The following is a 16389-nucleotide window of genomic DNA, read 5'->3' as shown; positions in this document are numbered from 1 at the left end:
CGCTCACCCGGGCGGAGGGGGCCCTTGGGGAGACCTCACGTGCGTCGATACTTCGGCAGGAAACTGCTCATCTACGGGCTGACCTTCGTGGTCGCCGTCACGGTCAACTGGATGATCCCGCGCTTCATGCCCGGCGACCCGGTCGCGAGCATGCTGGCCAGGGCCCGCGTGTCGCAGCCCGCGGCGGTCGAGGCCATGCGGACCTACTACACCAACCTGTTCGGCTTCGACCAGCCCATCTGGCAGCAGTACCTGAACTTCTGGGGCGCCCTGTTCCAGGGGGACTTCGGCATCAGCATCTGGGTGTTCCCGACGCCGGTGGCCGACGTCATCCTGGCTGCGGTGCCGTACACGCTGGCGTTGATGATCCCGTCGGTGCTGCTCAGCTACTGGGTCGGCAACCGGTTCGGCGCGTTCGCGGCGCGGCGCAAGCTGCTCGACAACACGGTCCTGCCGGTGGGCTACATCCTGACGGCGACGCCGTACATGTGGCTGGCGGTGATCCTGGCCTGGGGGCTGGGCGTGGTGGCCGGGTGGTTCCCGGTGGCCGGGGGTTACAGCTTCTCGCTGCAGCCGAGCTGGAGCTGGGAGTTCTTCCTCGACCTGCTGCACCACTGGATACTGCCGTTCCTGTCGCTGTTCCTGGTGGCGCTCGGCGGGTGGGCGATCGGCATGCGCAACATGATCATCTATGAGCTGGAGTCGGACTACTCCAACTACCTGTCGGCGCTCGGCGCGCCGTCGCGGCTGATCCGCCGCTACGCCTACCGCAACGCGATCCTGCCCCAGATCACCGGTCTGGCGCTGCAGCTCGGCGTGCTGGTGGCCGGGGCGCTGGTCACCGAGATCGTCTTCTCCTATCCGGGGCTCGGCAGCCTGATCCTCAAGGCCATCCAGAACCAGGACTTCTTCCTGCTGCAGGGCACGTTCATGTTCATCGTGATCGGGGTGCTGGTGGCGAACTTCCTTATCGACATCGTCTACGTGCTGATCGATCCCCGGACGCGGACCGGAATGGCGGGTGCCCAGGCATGACCACGACGACGACCCTGCCCACCGAGGAGCGCGTGGTGCGCCGGGAGGCGCTGTACTTCGCGGTGCGCAACACCAAGCTCATGATCGGCTTCGGGATCGTGCTGCTCCTGCTGCTCGTGGGCATGTTCGGGCCGATCCTCGCGAACGTCGAGGACCCCAACGAGTACGTCGCGGCGGCCATGCTGCCGCCCTCGTCGGAGCACTGGTTCGGCACCACCACGTTCGGCCAGGACGTCTTCACCCAGTTCGTGTACGGCCTGCGCACCACGTTCGTGGCCGGGGCGCTGGGCGGCGGCATCGCGGCCGTCATCGCGATGGTGATCGGCTTCGTCGCCGGTTACCGGGGCGGCTGGGTGGACGAGATCCTCAACATGCTCACCAACGTCGTGCTGGTCATCCCGACGCTGGCCGTGCTGCTCATCATCAACGCCTACCTGGGCATCCGCAGCGTCGGCGTACAGGCGCTGTTCATCGGGCTTACCTCCTGGCCGTGGGCGGCGCGCTCGATCAGGGCGCAGACGTTCTCGCTGCGCAACCGCGAGTTCGTGGACCTGGCGAGGCTCAGCGGCATGACCACCCGCAAGATCATTACGCGGGAGATCGCGCCGAACATGAGCTCCTACCTGTTCATGACCTTCATCCTGCTGTTCGGCGGTTCGATCCTGATCGCCTCCTCGCTCGACTTCATCGGGCTCGGGCCCACCGAGGGCGTCTCGCTCGGCCTGATGCTGCAGAACTCCACCCAGTGGAGCGCGCTCCAGCTCGGCCTGTGGTGGTGGTTCGTCCCGCCGGGCGCCGGCATCACCGCCGTCGTGGGCGCCCTGTACGTCGCCAACGTCGGTCTCGACGAGGTCTTCAACCCGAAGCTGAGGGAAACATGAGTCTGCGGGTCAATGATCTGAGGGTGCACTACCGCACCCTCAAAGGCGAGGTGAAGGCGCTGGACGGGGTCTCCTTCACCATGAAGGACGGGGAGATCCTCGGCCTCGCGGGCGAGTCCGGCTGCGGCAAGACCACCCTGGGCAAGAGCCTCATCCGGATGGACGGCCGGATGCGGCACGCCGGCGGGACGGTCGAGCTGGACGGCCGCGACCTGCCCGTGGGCGACGACCGGGCGATGAACGCGTTCCGCTTCCACGAGGTCTCGCTCATCCCGCAGTACTCGATGAGCGCGATGAACCCGACCCGCCGGATCGGCAAGATGATCGGCGAGCTGCTGAGGTCGCGCGGCGTCGCGCTCGACACCAAGGAGCTGCACCACCGCATCGACCTGGTCGGCCTGCCGCGCGAGGTGCTGAGCCGCTACCCGATCGAGCTGTCCGGCGGCATGAAGCAGCGCATGGTCATGGTCATCTCCACGCTGCTCGACCCGTCGCTGCTCATCGCCGACGAGATCACCTCCGCGCTGGACGTGTCCACGCAGAAGGCGGTCGTCAAGGCCATGCTCGGCTTCCGCGACAACGGCTTCGTCAAGAGCATGATCTTCATCACCCACGACCTGGCGCTCACCTCGAACCTCGCCGACACGGTCATGATCATGTACGCGGGCAAACTGGCCGAGAAGGCGCCCGCCGACAAGATCGTCAAAGCGCCGCGGCATCCGTACACGCAACTTCTGATCAACTCGCTGCCGGAGATCGGCGTCCGGTACGACCAGCGCAAGCTGGCCGGCATCCCCGGCAGCCCGCCGTCCCTGCTGAACCCGCCGAAGGGCTGCCGCTTCCGAGACCGATGCCCGATCGCGGGCGAGGAGTGCGCCGAGGAGCCGCCCGTGGCCGAGATCGAGCCTGACCACTTCGTCGCGTGCTGGAAGGCCTGATGCTGAAAGTCGACAACGTCACGAAGGTCTACAAGGTCGGGACCTTCGGCGGCCGGACCATGACGGCCGTGGACACGGTGAGCTTCGACGTGCGGCCCGGCGAGGTCGTCTCCCTCATCGGGGAGAGCGGCAGCGGGAAGAGCACGATCGGCAAGATGATCCTCGGCCTGACCCCGGTCACCAGCGGTTCGATCACCGTGGACGGCGTGCCGATCCAGCCGGGCAAGGACTACTACCGGACGGTCCAGGGCGTCTTTCAGGACCCGTTCAGCTGCTACAACCCGGTTTTCAAGGCCGACCGCGTCTTCGCGCTGATCAAGGAGAGCTACTACCCGTCGGTGCCGGACGCCGAGTGGACCGAGCGGGTCCGCTCGGCCATCCAGGACGTACGGCTCAACCCGGACGAGGTGCTCGGCAAGTTCCCGCACCAGCTCAGCGGCGGCCAGTTGCAGCGGCTGCTCATCGCCAGGGCGCTGCTGCTGGACCTCAAGCTGCTGATCGCCGACGAGATCACCAGCATGCTCGACGCCTCCACCCGTATCGACGTGCTCAACCTGCTGGCCGAGCTCAAGGCGCGCGGCCTCGGCGTGCTGTACGTCACCCACGACCTGTCGCTCGGCCACTACCTGGCCGAACGCACCGTGGTGCTGCGGCGTGGCACGATCGTCGAGATGGGCCTGACCTCGAAGGTCTTCGACGACCCCCTGCACCCCTACACCAGGCAGCTGCTCTCGGCCGTCCCCCGGCTGCACGCCCCGTGGGACGACATCGAGCCGCCGGCCACCTGCCTGTACCACGAGCGCGGGGGCGTCGGCGGGCTGCTGGAGGCCGATCCGGGACACTACGTGGCCTGTGCTCAGCTCAGTGACTGCTAAGGAGACCTACTTGAGCTCGTACCGACCGTTGCACGACGGCTGGATCCTGTCGGCTGTCTCGCGGGACATCGAGACGCCAGCCACCGTGCCGGGTTGTGTGCACACCGACCTGCTGGCGGCGGGCCTCATCGATGACCCCTACCTGGACGACAACGAGGACCGGCTGGCCTGGATCGGCCGTACCGGCTGGTCCTACAGCACCTCCTTCACCTGGTCCGGCGACGAGCACGAGCGCACCGACCTGGTGTGCGAGGGGTTGGACACGGTCGCCACGGTCACCCTGAACGGCGTGCGGGTGGCGCGTACCGCCAACCAGCACCGCTCCTACCGGTTCCCGGTGCGGCACCTGCTGCGCGAGGGCGTCAACACGCTCACCGTGACCTTCGACTCCGCCGTCGGCCACGCCGAGGAGCAGCGCGCGGTGCTGGGTGAGCGGCCCGGCGCGTACGCGGCGCCGTACCCGTTCATCCGCAAGATGGCCTGCAACTTCGGCTGGGACTGGGGGCCCGCCCTGGTCACCGCCGGCATCTGGCGGCCCATCGGCCTGGAGAGCTGGAGCGGCGCCCGGCTGGCCGAGGTGCGCCCGCTGGTCCGGGTCGGCGACGGCGTGGGCACCGTCGACGTGCACGTCAAGGTCGAGCGCGCCACCGAGGAGCCGCTCACCCTGCGCGCCGAGGTGGCGGGCGTCACCGCCGACGTGCGGCTCGCCACCGGGCAGCGCGAGGCGGTCGTGTCCCTCACCGTCCCCGACCCGCAGCTGTGGTGGCCTCGCGGGTACGGCGAGCAGCACCGCTACGAGCTGGCCGTGCGCCTCGGGGACTCGGCGTGGACAAGGAAGATCGGCTTCCGGACGGTCGAGGTGGAGCGCGAGGCGTTCAAGCTGGTCGTCAACGGCGTGCCGGTGTTCGTGCGCGGCGTGAACTGGATCCCCGACGACTGCTTCCCCACCCGGGTCACCCGGGAGCGGCTGGCCGAGCGGTTCGCCCAGGCCACCGGCGCGGGCGTCAACCTGCTGCGGGTCTGGGGCGGCGGCCTGTACGAGAGCGAGGACTTCTACGACCTGGCCGGCGAGCTCGGCCTGATGGTCTGGCAGGACTTCCCGTTCGCGTGCGCGAGCTACCCGGAGGAGGAGCCGATCCGCGCCGAGGTGGTGGCCGAGGCCCGGGAGAACGTGGTCCGGCTCGCCCCGCACCCGAGCCTGATGCTGTGGTGCGGCAACAACGAGAACCTCGAAGGCCACGCCGACTGGCAGTGGCAGGAGCGCCTCGACGGCCGGAGCTGGGGCGGCGGCTACTACTTCGACCTGCTGCCGTCGATCGTGGCCGAGCTCGACCCGACCCGCCCGTACATCCCCGGCAGCCCCTTCTCGGCCACCCCCGGGCAGCCGCCGCAGGATCCGGCCAGCGGCACGATCCACATCTGGGACGTGTGGAACCGCGAGGACTACGGCCACTACGCCGCCTACACGCCCCGATTCGTCGCCGAGTTCGGCTTCCAGGGGCCGCCCGCGTACTCCACGCTGCGCCGCGCCGTCAGCGGCGAGCTGGCCGCCGACGCGCCGCTGGTGCTGCACCACCAGAAGGCCGACGACGGCAACGGCAAGCTGCTGCGCGGCCTCGGCGAGCACCTGCCGCAGCCGGGTACGTTCGACGACTGGCACTATCTGACCCAGCTCAACCAGGCCAGGGCGATGGCCTTCGGCGTGGCGCGGTTCCGCTCGCTGGCGCCCTACTGCATGGGGACCATCGTCTGGCAGCTCAACGACTGCTGGCCGGTCACCTCGTGGGCCGCCGTCGACGGCGACGGCAGACGCAAACCCCTCTGGTACGCGCTCCGCCACGCCTACGCCGACCGGCTGCTGACCGTGCAGGGCGGGGAGGTGGCCGTGGTCAACGACGGCGACGAGCCGTGGCTGGGCGAGCTGGTCCTGACCCGGCAGAGCCTCACCGGCCGGCCGCTGGCCAAGGAGTCCGTCCCGGTCGAGGCCGCCCCCCGGTCGGTGGCCAGAGTGGCGCTGCCCGCCGCCGTCGGCGACCCCGACGACCCGGCCGCCGAACTGCTGACCGTCCAGCTCGGGGACGCGCGCGTGGTCTCCTTCTTCGCCGAGGACACCGCCGTCGCCTTCGCCCCCGCCGACTACGACGCCCGCGCCGAGCCGGCCGGGAGCGGCTACCGCGTCACCGTGACGGCCCGCACCCTGCTGCGCGACCTGGCCCTGTTCCCGGACCGCCTGGACCCGGCGGCTTCGGTGGACGCCATGCTGGTCACCCTGCTGCCGGGGGAGGAGACAACCTTCCACATCACCACCGACCGGCCCCTCGACCCGGAGGCGCTGACCTCTTATCCGGTGCTGCGCTGCGTCAACGAGCCACGTGAACACCCATCGTGAACTACTTCTTCACTGGCTGACTAGCCGCTGTATAGGCGCAGTTGTCGGGTATTCGCCTGACAGCCGCCCCTATTAATTGGAGCTAGCATTTCCATAATCAGCTCCGAATAATTGGATGGTTGTCCGATGAGACTGCGCGGATTCAGCAAATCTATGATTATTCTCGCACTCGCGGCGGGGATGTCGCTTTCCAGTACCGGCACCGCAAGCGCATTTACATGGGTACAGATTAGCGGCCCGCACAAAGAAAGATCCACTTGCGAGAATCGGCTCAAACTGGTTAAAAAGAAGACTCCTGGCCGGTACGCCTGCGTTGGCTCAGATAGTGAGGGGTGGAGGCTGGTCAAGTCAGTGGTGTAATCACGGCCACCCTACGATGGCGGTTGGGCGATCAGGCGTCCGGCGGCCTACTGCTGTACTCCGTAGCTGTACGAGGACTAACAGGGCCATCCATATTGCCGATAGGCGGCCTCTGACCTGCTCCGGAGTACTACGGCACGCCGTAGCGGCACTGAGTCTTTGCCAGTAATAGATCATGACGTTGCGTGATCGTTCAGATGGTGCGGTCGTACTCGAGCTGGAGCAGGACGAGGGCTGCGGCGGCGATCTTCGTGATGCGGCTGGGGTCGAGGCTGACCCTGCGCAGGGCCTTGAAGGTGGTTTTGAGCAGGGAGTTGGCGCGCTCGCAGACGCCGTGGATGCCACAGATGACCTTGAGGCCAAGATGAACCCCGGAGCGGGCGCCGACCTGGCCGCGGCGTTCAAGGGTGAGACGTACAAAATCATGCTGGTTGCTAACAAGTTCCAGACCGGCTTCGACCAGCCGTTGCTCTCGGCGATGTACGTCGACAAGAAGCTCTCCGGGGTCACCGCCGTGCAGACGCTCTCCCGGCTGAACCGCACCCACCGCACCGTCGGCGGGGAGAAGAAGGCAAAGACGTTCGTCATCGACTTCGTCAACAAGCCCGACGACATCAGGGCCGCCTTCGAGCCGTACTTCACCAACGCCACCCTGGAGACCGAGACCAACCCGTACGTCGTCATACACCTGGCGAACAAGCTCGCCCAGGCGGGGATCTACACCGAGGAGCAGGTTCGTCAGGTCGCCGAGCTGTGGGTCACCCGCAAGGGCAACAACGCGCTCTCGGCGGCGATCAGCCCGGCCCAGCATGACTTCCGGCGTCGCTACGCGGCAGCGATCGAGGCCGAGGACAAGGTCACGCTCAACACGCTCGACCTCTTCCGCAAGGACGTCTCCACCTACGTGCGGCTCTATGACTTCATGAGCCAGATCGTCGACTACGGCGACCCGTACATGGAGATGCTCTCGATCTTCCTCCGGCTTCTGGAGAAGGTCATCGCCGAGTTCTCGTGGAGCGCCGAGGTCGACCTTTCGGACGTGGTCTTGGTCGGCGTGAAGCACAACAAGGCACCTGCGGTTGACATCTCGCTGATCGGGGACGGCGAGCTGAAGGGGATCAGCGCGGCAGGCACCGGTGCCAAGAAGGAGCCGAAGTACGTCGCGCTCCAGGTCGTCATCGACAAGATGAACGACCTGTTCGGTGCCGAGTCGTTCGCCGAGTCCCAGATCCGGGAGTTCGTGCAGGGGCTCGTGCAGCAACTGCTCACCTATCCGGACCTGGTTCAGCAGACCCGGGTGAACTCGAAGAAGCAGTTCATGGAGTCACAGGACTTCCAGTCCGCCGTCACCGAGGCCGTCGCCGACAACCAGCAGGCGCACAACACCATGGCTGACTACTTCTTCACCGACGGGCCCGCGATCAAAGGGATCGTCGTGGCACTCGCCGACGCGTTCTACGAGGTCGCGATCGACAAGGAGGCAGTTCAGCCTTACTCGGGATCTTGAGGCATGCCCTCACGGTTCCTCCGGGGCTGCCTCCGTGAGCGCCGATGCGACAAAGACTTCTGGTTGTAATTCTGCTCCAAGCAGATGGCTCGCCGATCGGATCGGCGAGCCATAAGGGAACCGCGGTGAACTGCGTAGTCAAGCCAGGTCGAACTCGCCGCCCTTGACTCCGGAAACGAATGCTCTCCACTCGCTCGGATTGAAGACCAACGCCGGCCCGTGAGGGTCCTTGCTGTCTCGCATTGCGATGCGGTCATTAGCTAGCGGGGCGACTTCGACACAGTTTCCGCCGTCAGTGCTGTAACTACTCTTGCGCCATGCGATGTGTTGCTTCGAAAAGGCAGTCATCTCGCTGCTTCCTCCGACTAGGTGAGAGATGCTATGAAGGCAGCCGACTGATCTGGATCGAGTGCCTGTGCGCTCAATCGTGTGAACATCATCGAGTAGCAATCCAGCTCGCTCGGATCTTCCAGGACCAGGCCGCTGGTCTTCTGCTCAAGATAGACAACGTCTGGGTCTTTGGAGTCAGGAAACTCAAGGATGCTGAACTCGCCGTCAAGCGCCATGTGAGCACCCGCCGAGAAGGGGAGCACCTGCAACGTTATGTTAGGTAGCTTGCCCATGGTTATAAGGGCATCGCGCTGTTCGGCCATGGTCTCCGCACCTCCCACGTCTCGTCGCAGAACTGCTTCATCGAGAATGACATGCAGCGTCATGGGGTCTGCGCGAATGAGCAGCTCTTGTCGGCTCAAGCGGACTGCTATCTTCTTGTCCAAAATATCAGCAGGTGTCTGTCCGGCAGCGATAGCGCAGATAACTGCGCGCGCGTAAGCTTCAGTTTGAAGAAGTCCGGGCACAACTTGGCTCTGATATGTACGCAGCCCTCTGGCGTCGTTCTCCAGGCCAATATACGAGTCGAAGCCGCGTTTGAAGGTGTCGCGGTGTCGGTGCCACCACCCCTTTAGGCGTGATTGGCGTGCCATATCGCCTAGCTCTGCTCGCAGATCCTCGTCCGAGACCCCGTATATATCGAGGAGATCGGTGACGTCACCGTGGTGGACACTGACCTGCCCTGTCTCAATTCGGGACATTTTGGTCGCCGACCAGTGAAGCCGGGCTGCTACCTCATCTGCGCGTAGCTGCGCCGCTTCTCTCAAGCGCCGTAGCTCGTGGCCCAAGCGTCGTCGTCGCGCCGTAGGGCTGGTGGACATGGCCCTCCTTGTGCTTGGCACCTAGTTTCGCCATCTGCGGCAAGTTGCGCAAACGCATTCAATTTATGTCACTTGCTTGAACGCAATTGCGTGTACGCGATTGCTCGGTCATGCTTGAGCGTACCAAGAGGCAAGGGGCGCAGTGCCTAAAACGGCATATGAACCCTTTGTCATGAATTCCCCAGCACCGCACGGCCGAGAGAAGGCGGAGCGAGTGATGCGACGAAAGCGAAGGCAAAACGGGCTGGAACGATCCAAACCAACCCGTGAACAGGAGCAGTTTCACTACCTGACGCAACTCGCGTGGGGTCTCGCGAGGCGCGGTCTGGCTGTTTCGGTGCAGTTGCCGAGGCGTGATGAGCCGTGCGTCGCGGTGCAGCGGATGTCGGGGCCGTTGCTCGTACGGGCTTCTCTGCGGGGCGAGAGGTGGGTGTTCTCGTGGGGGCGGGGTCGTGATCGGTGCGTAGATGTGCGGGACGAGAGCGTGTACGAGCGGGTGTGGGAGGTGGCGCGGTGAGTGAGCGGGCTCTCGTTGAGCTGACGATCCCGGGGGACGCGGCGTGGGTCTGCCTGGTTCGCCGCTGGGTGGCCGATGCCCTGATGGTGGCGGGGCATCGCGATGTGGACGGTGTCCGGCTCGTCGCGAGCGAGTTGGCGGGGAACGCCGTGCTGCACACCGAGTCGGGGCGGCCTGGCGGGTTGATGAGGGTGAAGGTTTACGAGGTCACCGACGCGCTGGCCAGGATCGAGGTGATCGACCAGGGCGCGGCGACGGTTCCTCGTTCTCGCCGGTCCGGTGCCGAGGAGTGCGGTGGTCGTGGTCTGTGGCTGGTTGAGCAGACCGCGATCAGTTGGGGGACCCGGTCCGTGCCGCAGCGGTGGAACCTGGTCTGGGCCGAGGTTTCCACGCTGGGCGTGCTCCCGACGCCTGAGTTCGAGGACGCGGAAGAGGCTCTCACGTGACTCTCGAGTTTCACGGTCCGCATGCCGCTGATGGTGGGTTCGATGCTGAGCCGATCGAGTGGCGTGATCCGTTGCCTCGCTTCTGCCGGGTCCGGGTCCTGCGGCACACCTGCGAGTGCCGGGCGCGGGTTTACGAGCTCTGCGCTGCGGCCGGGCTCGCCTGGATACGCCGGACCGACCGTTCGGAGACCGTCATGGTCGTCAAGGAGAGCCGTCCGACCTCGTACAGGGAGGCCGGGGACTTGTGGGAGAAGCTGCTCTCCGGCGAGGCCACTGCTATCGCAGCTACACCACCCAGGAGCTCGACCGCATCATGACCGCCCGCCCAGCAAGTTCCCCGGGCGTGCGCGCCCGCGAGATGAACCTCTACCGCCGCTACTTCGACCTGGTCGCCGCCGGCCGTAAAACCATCGAGGTCCGCGTCCAGTACCCCAACCTGCGTAACCTCAAGGCCGGCGACCACATCCGGTTCGTCTGCGGCCGCGACGACGCCCTCACCCGCGTCAAACGGGTGAGCCGGTACGCCTCGTTCGAGGACATGCTCGACAGCGAAGGCGCCGCCAACGTCAACCCCGACAGCCCTCGCGAGCAGCAACTGGCCAACATCCGCCGCATCTACGGCCCCGAAAAGGAGGCGCTCGGCGTGCTGGCCATCGAGATCGAACTCCTCCGATCCGCCACTGCGTGACCGATCACCACGTCATCGAGCCGCACCCTTCGGGGCTAGGCCAGGGCCCGCGCACCGCGTGGGCCTTTCCCACGCTGGGTGTGCTCCCGACGCCTGATGCGCTGTCCCGCGCCGGGGCGCAGGTCCACGCCGACGAGCCCCAGCCCGGCAGTCAGCCCAGGGCGCGCTGATCGTCACTGCTTTGGCTCGTCGTGGGTGGGCGCACGCCGGTCCCCGGACACGCCGCCCCTACGGTCCGGTGCGGCGGCCAACGATGGTGGCGGTGCGGCCCGGGATCATTGACGCTTGGCGGACGTCCGCGCTCCGGCCTCGGCCTCCTCAGCAGCGCGGTCGGCGCTCCAGACCATCGTCTGCTGGTGGACCCGCCGGCCGTCGTGCCGGAGGCCGGGCACCAGTGGTGCCGGGCCGTGCTCGGCGAAGCCCATGCGCTCGAAGAACCGCACCGCCCGGGCGTTCTCGACCAGGGTCTGCAGGTGGCAGCCGGGAGATCCGGCCTTCCTGAGCCGGTCAAGCCACCGGCTCATCAGCCCGTCGGCGGCGCCGGTCCCTCGCGCCTCGGGTGCCACGTTGATGTGCAGGTGCGCGGGCCACCTGGCGTCGGCGAACTCGCCGACGCCAGGCTCCCTGCGGACCGCGGCCCACGCCAGATCGGCCAGGCTGCGCGCGAAGAAGGCCGCGGGCCTGGGACGAAAGACCAGCCGGTAGGTCCGCATCGCCTTCTCCATGCGCTCGCCCTCCCCAGGGAACTTCGCACTATCGAGGCATCCCGTCAGGTAGCCCACCAGGGCGCCCCCGGCGACGGCGACGAAGAGCGAGTCCGGCTCCAGCTCCATGTAGGGGTCCAGGTAGACGGCCGCCTCCGAGTCCACGTGCCCCCACAGCGACGCCGTGGGAGCGCCCTCGCCCACGCGCTCGAACAGCTCGCGCAGTTCGGCGCGGTCGCTCGGTGCGAACGTACGGATCTCCATGACGCCTCCCTCATTATGTACAGGCTACTCTGTACGACATACACGATAGCTAGACTATATGACGTACACAGATTCCGACCGCACGAGAGGACGTTCGATGGCAGAGCTGCCACCCGTCGTGGCGCGGATGTGGGACCGCGAACCCACCACGCGCAGAGGCCCGAGGCCGCGCCTGGACCTGGCCACGATCACGATGGCCGCCATCGAGATCGCCGACACCGAGGGGCTGGCCGCCGTCTCCATGAGCAACGTCGCCGCCCAGGTGGGCGTCGCTCCGATGGCGCTTTACCGGTACGTCGGCAGCAAGGACGAACTACTGACCGTCATGGCGGAGAGCGCCGTGCCCCCACCGCCCGAACGCGGGAACCTGTCCTGGCGCGCCTATCTCGCCACGTGGACCCGGCTCAACCGCGACCTCCTGCTGTCCCGCCCCTGGCTGCTGGACCTGCGCCAGAGCACCCCGCCCATGGGCCCGCGGCGACTGCTCTGGCTTGACCGCGCCCTGGACGCGCTGTCCGGGACCGGGCTGGACGACGGCGAGAAGTTCAACGCCGCCACGGCGCTGACCGGCTACGCACTCACCAACGCCACACTCACGCACTCGCTCGGCGCAGGTGGCGAGAAGTTCGCGGCCGGGGCCAAGGGAGCCACCGAGTACGGCGAGATACTCGCCGAGGTCCTGGACCCCGCGACGTACCCGGCGCTGTCGGCCATGATGAACTCCGGCCTGCTCAGGGACTCCACCGGCTGGATGGAGGACGCCGACTTCCGGTTCGGCCTCGACCTCCTGCTGGACGGCATAGAGGCGCTGATCGCCCGCTCAGCCCGGTAGCTGCGACGAGGCCGTCGTAGCCTGATCACACGTCATGTCGCCGATGGCGGTCGCCTGGTGAATACTTGCCCAATTAGCTAGGTTGTCCTCGCCTTGTCCGATTCTCACGGGGGAGTGGCAGCCGTGCGGCAGCAGCACAAGGCCTTCCAGGCGATCGAGGTCGGCGACGGCGGCGACGGGCGGTGGGCCGCCTACGCCCGGGCCCTGTGGCAGGAGATGGAGGGCCTGCTGACCGAGGAGGGCCGGACTCCGGAGGGCGCGGATCGTGTTCGGGCGCTGTTCCGTGCGCACATGCCGGAACTGGTCCCGGTTCTGGACCGCCTGGCCGGCCAACTCGACCGGCCGGGGGCGGAAGTCTTTCTCACCCACGCGGCACTGCGGCCGTTCTCCCAGGCCTGCACCCAGATCGGCCAGAACGGCACTCTGCTGCGCAACTATGACCTACGGCCCGATCAGTGCGAGGGGACCATCGTCTCCTCCTGCTTCCTGCGCCCCGTGATCGGGATGCAGGACATGCTGTGGGGCTTGCTGGACGGGATGAACGACGCCGGTCTCGCGGTCTCGCTCACCTGGGGCGGACGTTCCGTCTACGGACGCGGCTTCGCCATTCTCATCCTCGTGCGCTACCTGCTGGAGACGTGCGACACCGTCGATGAGGCGGTCGACAGGCTGCGGTCCCTGCCGGTCGCCGTCCCCCAGAACCTCACCCTTGTCGATCCCAAGAAGGCGATGACGGTGTTCGTGGGACCGGATATGCCGCCGACGGTGGCACCGGACGCCTGCGCCGCCAATCACCAGCACCTGCCGGTGACCGACGAGCAGGAGCGGGCCATGCGGACGCAGGAGCGGCTGCGAGCCATCCGCGCCGCGGGCGTGGACGTGGCGGCGATGCTCAAGCCGCCGCTGTATCGATCCGTCGACGAGCAGGGGACGGTAACGCTCTACACCGCCCACTACCGGCCCGCCGAGGGCCTGGTGACGTACTACTGGCCCGGTGAGTCCTGGCAACAGTCCTTCGGCGACTTCACCCCCGGATCCCGCACCGTGACCTTGGGTCGGGCCGGCTGAGAGGCTGTCCGGACTCCTGCTCACCCCTGCGCGAAGATCTTGCAGGAACGTGATTTCACCCGCTGCCGACAGGCGGCCGGGCTTGGGTAAGGGCGATCTCAGGCCCGGACGGATTCCCAGGACTCCAGGGTCGCTTCCACCAGGGCGTCGATGCGGCGCCCGTACGCCGCATGTCCGTCGAAGACGAAGCTGTCGTCATCGAACGGCAATCCGCTGAACGTGGCACGGAAAGGCCCCGGGGACTTGCCTGCCGGAAGCGGCGCGTAAGGCGCCAGCGGCGCCTGGTCGTAGCTCGACCGCGCGCGGTGACTGTTCCGGGCCACCTGATGGCGCTGCACGCGGATCATCGCGTCCATGCCCTTGTCCAGGTAGAACTGCAGCCAGCGGAACTGGCCGTCGAGGTGCTTGTCGTGAGCTTCGGCAGGGTGCTGCAGGAGATAGGCGCAGACCACAGGGGCGTGCCACCTGTACATCTGCGGGTCGGTCTGCTCCTCGGTCAGGATGCGGTGGTAGTAGTCCGCGCACAGTCCGAGGGGACCGGCCGTCGCACCGCAGTCGCACTGCTCCACGCTTTCTGTCATGGTCCGCAACATAGGCAGCGGGTAACCGCGTTGTCGACGGCATTTCGCGCTATCGGAGTGCCCCTAGCGGGCTCAACGGCCGTATGGCGATCTCTATCGAAAAATCGTGAGGCGCCCTTGTCCGGGGGGATCAACGCCAGCCGTGACAGCGGGATTCGATCAGCTTCTGTTCGCGGCCGGGCGCGGTGGCTACCGTGCCTGGTTCCGGAACTGTGCGGGCGATGAGCCGACCACGCGGCGGAACGCGGTGCTGAACGCGCTCTCGGAAAGGTAGCCCGTGGCCCGTGCGAGCTCGGAGATCGACAGCGTGTCGCGGGCGAGGGCGTCGCGCGCGAGGCTCATGCGCCATTGGATCAGGTACTCCAACGGCGGAACCCCGACGTGGCTCTTGAAGGCCTGGGCGAACGCGGAACGCGACATGTGGCTGATCTCCGCGAGCTCCTTGAGGCTCCAGGAGTGGGCCATGTCCGCGTGCACGGCACGCAGGGCGGCGCCGATGCCGTCCTCGTTCAGGGCGCCCAGCCAGCCGGTGGGCCGGTCTGTCTGACCGGCGTGAGCACGCAGCATGTGCACGAGCAGGATCTGTGCGAGGTGGTTCTGCACCAGCGGGCCGCCGGCGGCGGCGACCCCGACCTCGGTGGCCAGGAGATCGATCAGCTGCGCGAGCCGCCTGCCATGAGGATCGGCCACGCGGACGATCACGAGCGGCGGCAGAAGATCGGTCAGGAGGGCCGCGTTCCTGTCGTCGAACGCGATGTGCCCGACGCAGAGGTAGAGGTCCTCTTCGGCCTCCGGGCCGATCCGCACGAACCCGTCTTCGGCACCCGCCCACACCGGCTCCGCAGGGCGCGGGCTCGCGTCGAGCGTGCTGGCCAGCACGTAAGGCGGCGGGTTGCCCAGCATGAAGGTGTCACCCTCCTGCAGGAGCACCGGCTCGTGGCCTTCGAGGATCAACCAGCACGTGCCGCGCACGAGGCCCCCGACCCGCACGTGCAAGAACGTGTCGAAGCGCAAAGCCCACTCTCCCGTGGCCCGGAGATTGGGCCCGACCACCGTGTGGGGCCGGAGCAGGCCGATCGCGTCAGCCACTGGATCCCGAAATCCCAGCACCGACGACACCTCCTGGACGATACGTAAAGAAATCCGGACTCTGCATCATGGATAGTATCCCCGATGTCCCGCAGTATCGATGTCGAACGGATCGGTATCGAGAGTGATGGAGACACCCACATGGGACAGCTGGAAGGCAAGACGTCGGTGGTGACCGGGGGCAGCACCGGTATCGGTCTGGCCACCGCCGTACGGCTGGCGGACGAGGGCGCGTACGTGTTCGTCACCGGCCGACGCGAGTCCGAACTGGAGGCCGCCGCCAAGACCATCGGAGCAGACCGGGCCACCGCGGTCGTCGGCGACATCTCGAAGCCGGAGGATCTGGACCGGCTCTACGAGGCGGTCCGGGCGCGAGGCAAGGGTTTGGACGTGCTCGTGGCGAACGCGGCGGTCGGTGCGTTCGTGACGCTGGAACAGACCACCGAGGAGCACTTCGACCAGACCTTCGCGGTCAACGTCCGAGGCACGCTGTTCACCGTGCAGAAGGCGTTGCCGTTGCTCAACGACGAAGCCTCGATCGTCCTGGTCGGTTCGACGGCCGGCGACCGTGGAGTAGAGGCGTTCGGCGCGTACGCGGCGTCGAAGGCGGCCGTCCGGTCCTTCGCGCGGACGTGGTCCAACGAGCTCAAGGACCGTGGCATCCGGGTCAACGTGGTCTCGCCGGCATGGATCGAGACTCCCGGGGGCACCGCCGCTTTCGGCGACGAGGAGACCGCCCGGGCCGTCAAGGAGAATGTCGCCGCGACCGTGGCCAAGGGCCGCATGGGTCAGCCTGAGGAGGCCGCGGCAGTCGTAGCCTTCCTGGCCTCGGAACAGAGCAGCTATGTCGTCGGCTCGAACATCTACGTCGACGGTGGCACGAACCAGATCTGAGCAGGCACCGCATGGCAGCTGGAGCGTTCCAGGTTCCATGCCGCACGACCACCAGCAGGGCCGCGAGCGGGTAGCAGCGGCCGGCCAAGCAGCGAGGAGAGGGTGTGGGT

General features: G+C 66.9%; 16 protein-coding genes and 1 pseudogene. 11 read left to right on the top strand and 6 right to left on the bottom strand.

What is annotated here, in order from left to right:
* Nucleotides 1-39: 39 nt before the first annotated feature.
* Genes OHA68_RS11455 through OHA68_RS11435 form a run of 5 tightly spaced genes read left to right on the top strand, consistent with a single transcriptional unit; the run spans nucleotide 40 to nucleotide 6118 of the window.
* A complete protein-coding gene (locus OHA68_RS11455) occupies nucleotides 40-1035 on the top strand; it encodes an ABC transporter permease (protein ID WP_189137891.1) in 996 nt (331 codons plus the stop codon).
* Nucleotides 1032-1916 (top strand): ABC transporter permease, encoded by an 885-nt coding sequence (locus OHA68_RS11450; protein WP_327107615.1) that lies wholly within the window; start codon nucleotides 1032-1034, stop codon nucleotides 1914-1916. Before OHA68_RS11455 ends, OHA68_RS11450 begins: the two co-directional genes overlap by 4 nt.
* A complete protein-coding gene (locus OHA68_RS11445) occupies nucleotides 1913-2854 on the top strand; it encodes an ABC transporter ATP-binding protein (RefSeq protein WP_327107614.1) in 942 nt (313 codons plus the stop codon). The genes OHA68_RS11450 and OHA68_RS11445 overlap by 4 nt, the downstream gene beginning before the upstream one ends.
* Entirely contained in the window at nucleotides 2854-3729 is an 876-nt protein-coding gene (locus OHA68_RS11440) for an ATP-binding cassette domain-containing protein (protein ID WP_189137894.1), read from the top strand. Before OHA68_RS11445 ends, OHA68_RS11440 begins: the two co-directional genes overlap by 1 nt.
* A 10-nt stretch (nucleotides 3730-3739) precedes the next feature.
* Nucleotides 3740-6118 (top strand): glycosyl hydrolase 2 galactose-binding domain-containing protein, encoded by a 2379-nt coding sequence (locus OHA68_RS11435; RefSeq protein ID WP_327107613.1) that lies wholly within the window; start codon nucleotides 3740-3742, stop codon nucleotides 6116-6118.
* 553 nt (nucleotides 6119-6671) lie between these two features.
* On the opposite strand, the pseudogene OHA68_RS11430 reads toward OHA68_RS11435, so the two are convergent.
* Nucleotides 6672-6803: pseudogene (locus OHA68_RS11430) on the bottom strand (IS5/IS1182 family transposase); the annotation flags it as partial.
* 9 nt (nucleotides 6804-6812) lie between these two features.
* On the opposite strand from OHA68_RS11430, the gene OHA68_RS11425 reads away from it, so the two are divergent.
* Nucleotides 6813-7985 carry a type I restriction enzyme subunit R domain-containing protein gene (locus OHA68_RS11425; RefSeq protein ID WP_327109641.1) on the top strand — a complete coding sequence of 391 codons (1173 nt, stop codon included), beginning with the start codon at nucleotides 6813-6815 and terminating at the stop codon, nucleotides 7983-7985.
* A 138-nt stretch (nucleotides 7986-8123) separates the two neighbouring features.
* Here the strand turns inward: OHA68_RS11425 and OHA68_RS11420 are convergent, their stop codons facing one another.
* Both OHA68_RS11420 and OHA68_RS11415 read right to left on the bottom strand, forming a co-directional pair.
* Nucleotides 8124-8333, bottom strand: coding sequence for a DUF397 domain-containing protein (locus tag OHA68_RS11420; RefSeq protein WP_327107612.1), 210 nt, complete (start codon nucleotides 8331-8333; stop codon nucleotides 8124-8126).
* Between the two features lie 17 nt (nucleotides 8334-8350).
* Nucleotides 8351-9196 carry a helix-turn-helix domain-containing protein gene (locus tag OHA68_RS11415; protein ID WP_327107611.1) on the bottom strand — a complete coding sequence of 282 codons (846 nt, stop codon included), beginning with the start codon at nucleotides 9194-9196 and terminating at the stop codon, nucleotides 8351-8353.
* A gap of 513 nt (nucleotides 9197-9709) precedes the next feature.
* On the opposite strand from OHA68_RS11415, the gene OHA68_RS11410 reads away from it, so the two are divergent.
* Nucleotides 9710-10159: an ATP-binding protein gene (locus OHA68_RS11410; protein ID WP_327107610.1), complete on the top strand. Its 450-nt coding sequence runs from the start codon at nucleotides 9710-9712 to the stop codon at nucleotides 10157-10159.
* A 244-nt stretch (nucleotides 10160-10403) separates the two neighbouring features.
* Nucleotides 10404-10847 carry an ASCH domain-containing protein gene (locus OHA68_RS11405; protein ID WP_327107609.1) on the top strand — a complete coding sequence of 148 codons (444 nt, stop codon included), beginning with the start codon at nucleotides 10404-10406 and terminating at the stop codon, nucleotides 10845-10847.
* 275 nt (nucleotides 10848-11122) lie between these two features.
* Here the strand turns inward: OHA68_RS11405 and OHA68_RS11400 are convergent, their stop codons facing one another.
* The gene (locus tag OHA68_RS11400) at nucleotides 11123-11815 is read right to left on the bottom strand and encodes a GNAT family N-acetyltransferase (RefSeq protein WP_327107608.1); all 693 of its coding nucleotides are present in this window, start codon (nucleotides 11813-11815) and stop codon (nucleotides 11123-11125) included.
* Nucleotides 11816-11912: 97 nt separating this feature from the next.
* Here OHA68_RS11400 and OHA68_RS11395 point away from each other — a divergent pair, with 97 nt between their 5' ends.
* Both OHA68_RS11395 and OHA68_RS11390 read left to right on the top strand, forming a co-directional pair.
* The gene (locus OHA68_RS11395; protein WP_189137897.1) at nucleotides 11913-12647 is read left to right on the top strand and encodes a TetR/AcrR family transcriptional regulator; all 735 of its coding nucleotides are present in this window, start codon (nucleotides 11913-11915) and stop codon (nucleotides 12645-12647) included.
* A gap of 123 nt (nucleotides 12648-12770) precedes the next feature.
* On the top strand, nucleotides 12771-13715 hold the full coding sequence (locus tag OHA68_RS11390; protein WP_327107607.1) for a C45 family peptidase: 945 nt from the start codon (nucleotides 12771-12773) through the stop codon (nucleotides 13713-13715).
* Nucleotides 13716-13813: 98 nt separating this feature from the next.
* Here the strand turns inward: OHA68_RS11390 and OHA68_RS11385 are convergent, their stop codons facing one another.
* Together OHA68_RS11385 and OHA68_RS11380 are read right to left on the bottom strand one after the other, a co-directional pair.
* On the bottom strand, nucleotides 13814-14296 hold the full coding sequence (locus OHA68_RS11385; RefSeq protein ID WP_327107606.1) for a DUF5946 family protein: 483 nt from the start codon (nucleotides 14294-14296) through the stop codon (nucleotides 13814-13816).
* A gap of 189 nt (nucleotides 14297-14485) precedes the next feature.
* Nucleotides 14486-15415, bottom strand: a complete 930-nt coding sequence (locus tag OHA68_RS11380) for an AraC family transcriptional regulator (RefSeq protein WP_327107605.1) — start codon at nucleotides 15413-15415, stop codon at nucleotides 14486-14488.
* A 111-nt stretch (nucleotides 15416-15526) separates the two neighbouring features.
* Here OHA68_RS11380 and OHA68_RS11375 point away from each other — a divergent pair, with 111 nt between their 5' ends.
* Complete coding sequence (locus OHA68_RS11375) at nucleotides 15527-16279, top strand: SDR family NAD(P)-dependent oxidoreductase (protein ID WP_327107604.1); 753 nt, start codon at nucleotides 15527-15529, stop codon at nucleotides 16277-16279.
* Nucleotides 16280-16389 lie beyond the last annotated feature (110 nt).

This window comes from Nonomuraea glycinis (assembly GCF_035920485.1).
GTDB lineage: Bacteria > Actinomycetota > Actinomycetes > Streptosporangiales > Streptosporangiaceae > Nonomuraea > Nonomuraea glycinis.
Note: the sequence above shows the minus strand (reverse complement) of the source record. Positions and strands in the feature narration are given on the sequence as shown.

Coding starts and splice junctions, on each gene's coding strand:
- OHA68_RS11440 (WP_189137894.1), top strand. CDS start 2,854: ATGCTGAAAGTCGACAACGTCACGAAGGTCTACAAGGTCGGGACCTTC.
- OHA68_RS11420 (WP_327107612.1), bottom strand. CDS start 8,333: ATGACTGCCTTTTCGAAGCAACACATCGCATGGCGCAAGAGTAGTTAC.
- OHA68_RS11415 (WP_327107611.1), bottom strand. CDS start 9,196: ATGTCCACCAGCCCTACGGCGCGACGACGACGCTTGGGCCACGAGCTA.
- OHA68_RS11400 (WP_327107608.1), bottom strand. CDS start 11,815: ATGGAGATCCGTACGTTCGCACCGAGCGACCGCGCCGAACTGCGCGAG.
- OHA68_RS11375 (WP_327107604.1), top strand. CDS start 15,527: ATGGGACAGCTGGAAGGCAAGACGTCGGTGGTGACCGGGGGCAGCACC.
- OHA68_RS11445 (WP_327107614.1), top strand. CDS start 1,913: ATGAGTCTGCGGGTCAATGATCTGAGGGTGCACTACCGCACCCTCAAA.
- OHA68_RS11395 (WP_189137897.1), top strand. CDS start 11,913: ATGGCAGAGCTGCCACCCGTCGTGGCGCGGATGTGGGACCGCGAACCC.
- OHA68_RS11385 (WP_327107606.1), bottom strand. CDS start 14,296: ATGACAGAAAGCGTGGAGCAGTGCGACTGCGGTGCGACGGCCGGTCCC.
- OHA68_RS11450 (WP_327107615.1), top strand. CDS start 1,032: ATGACCACGACGACGACCCTGCCCACCGAGGAGCGCGTGGTGCGCCGG.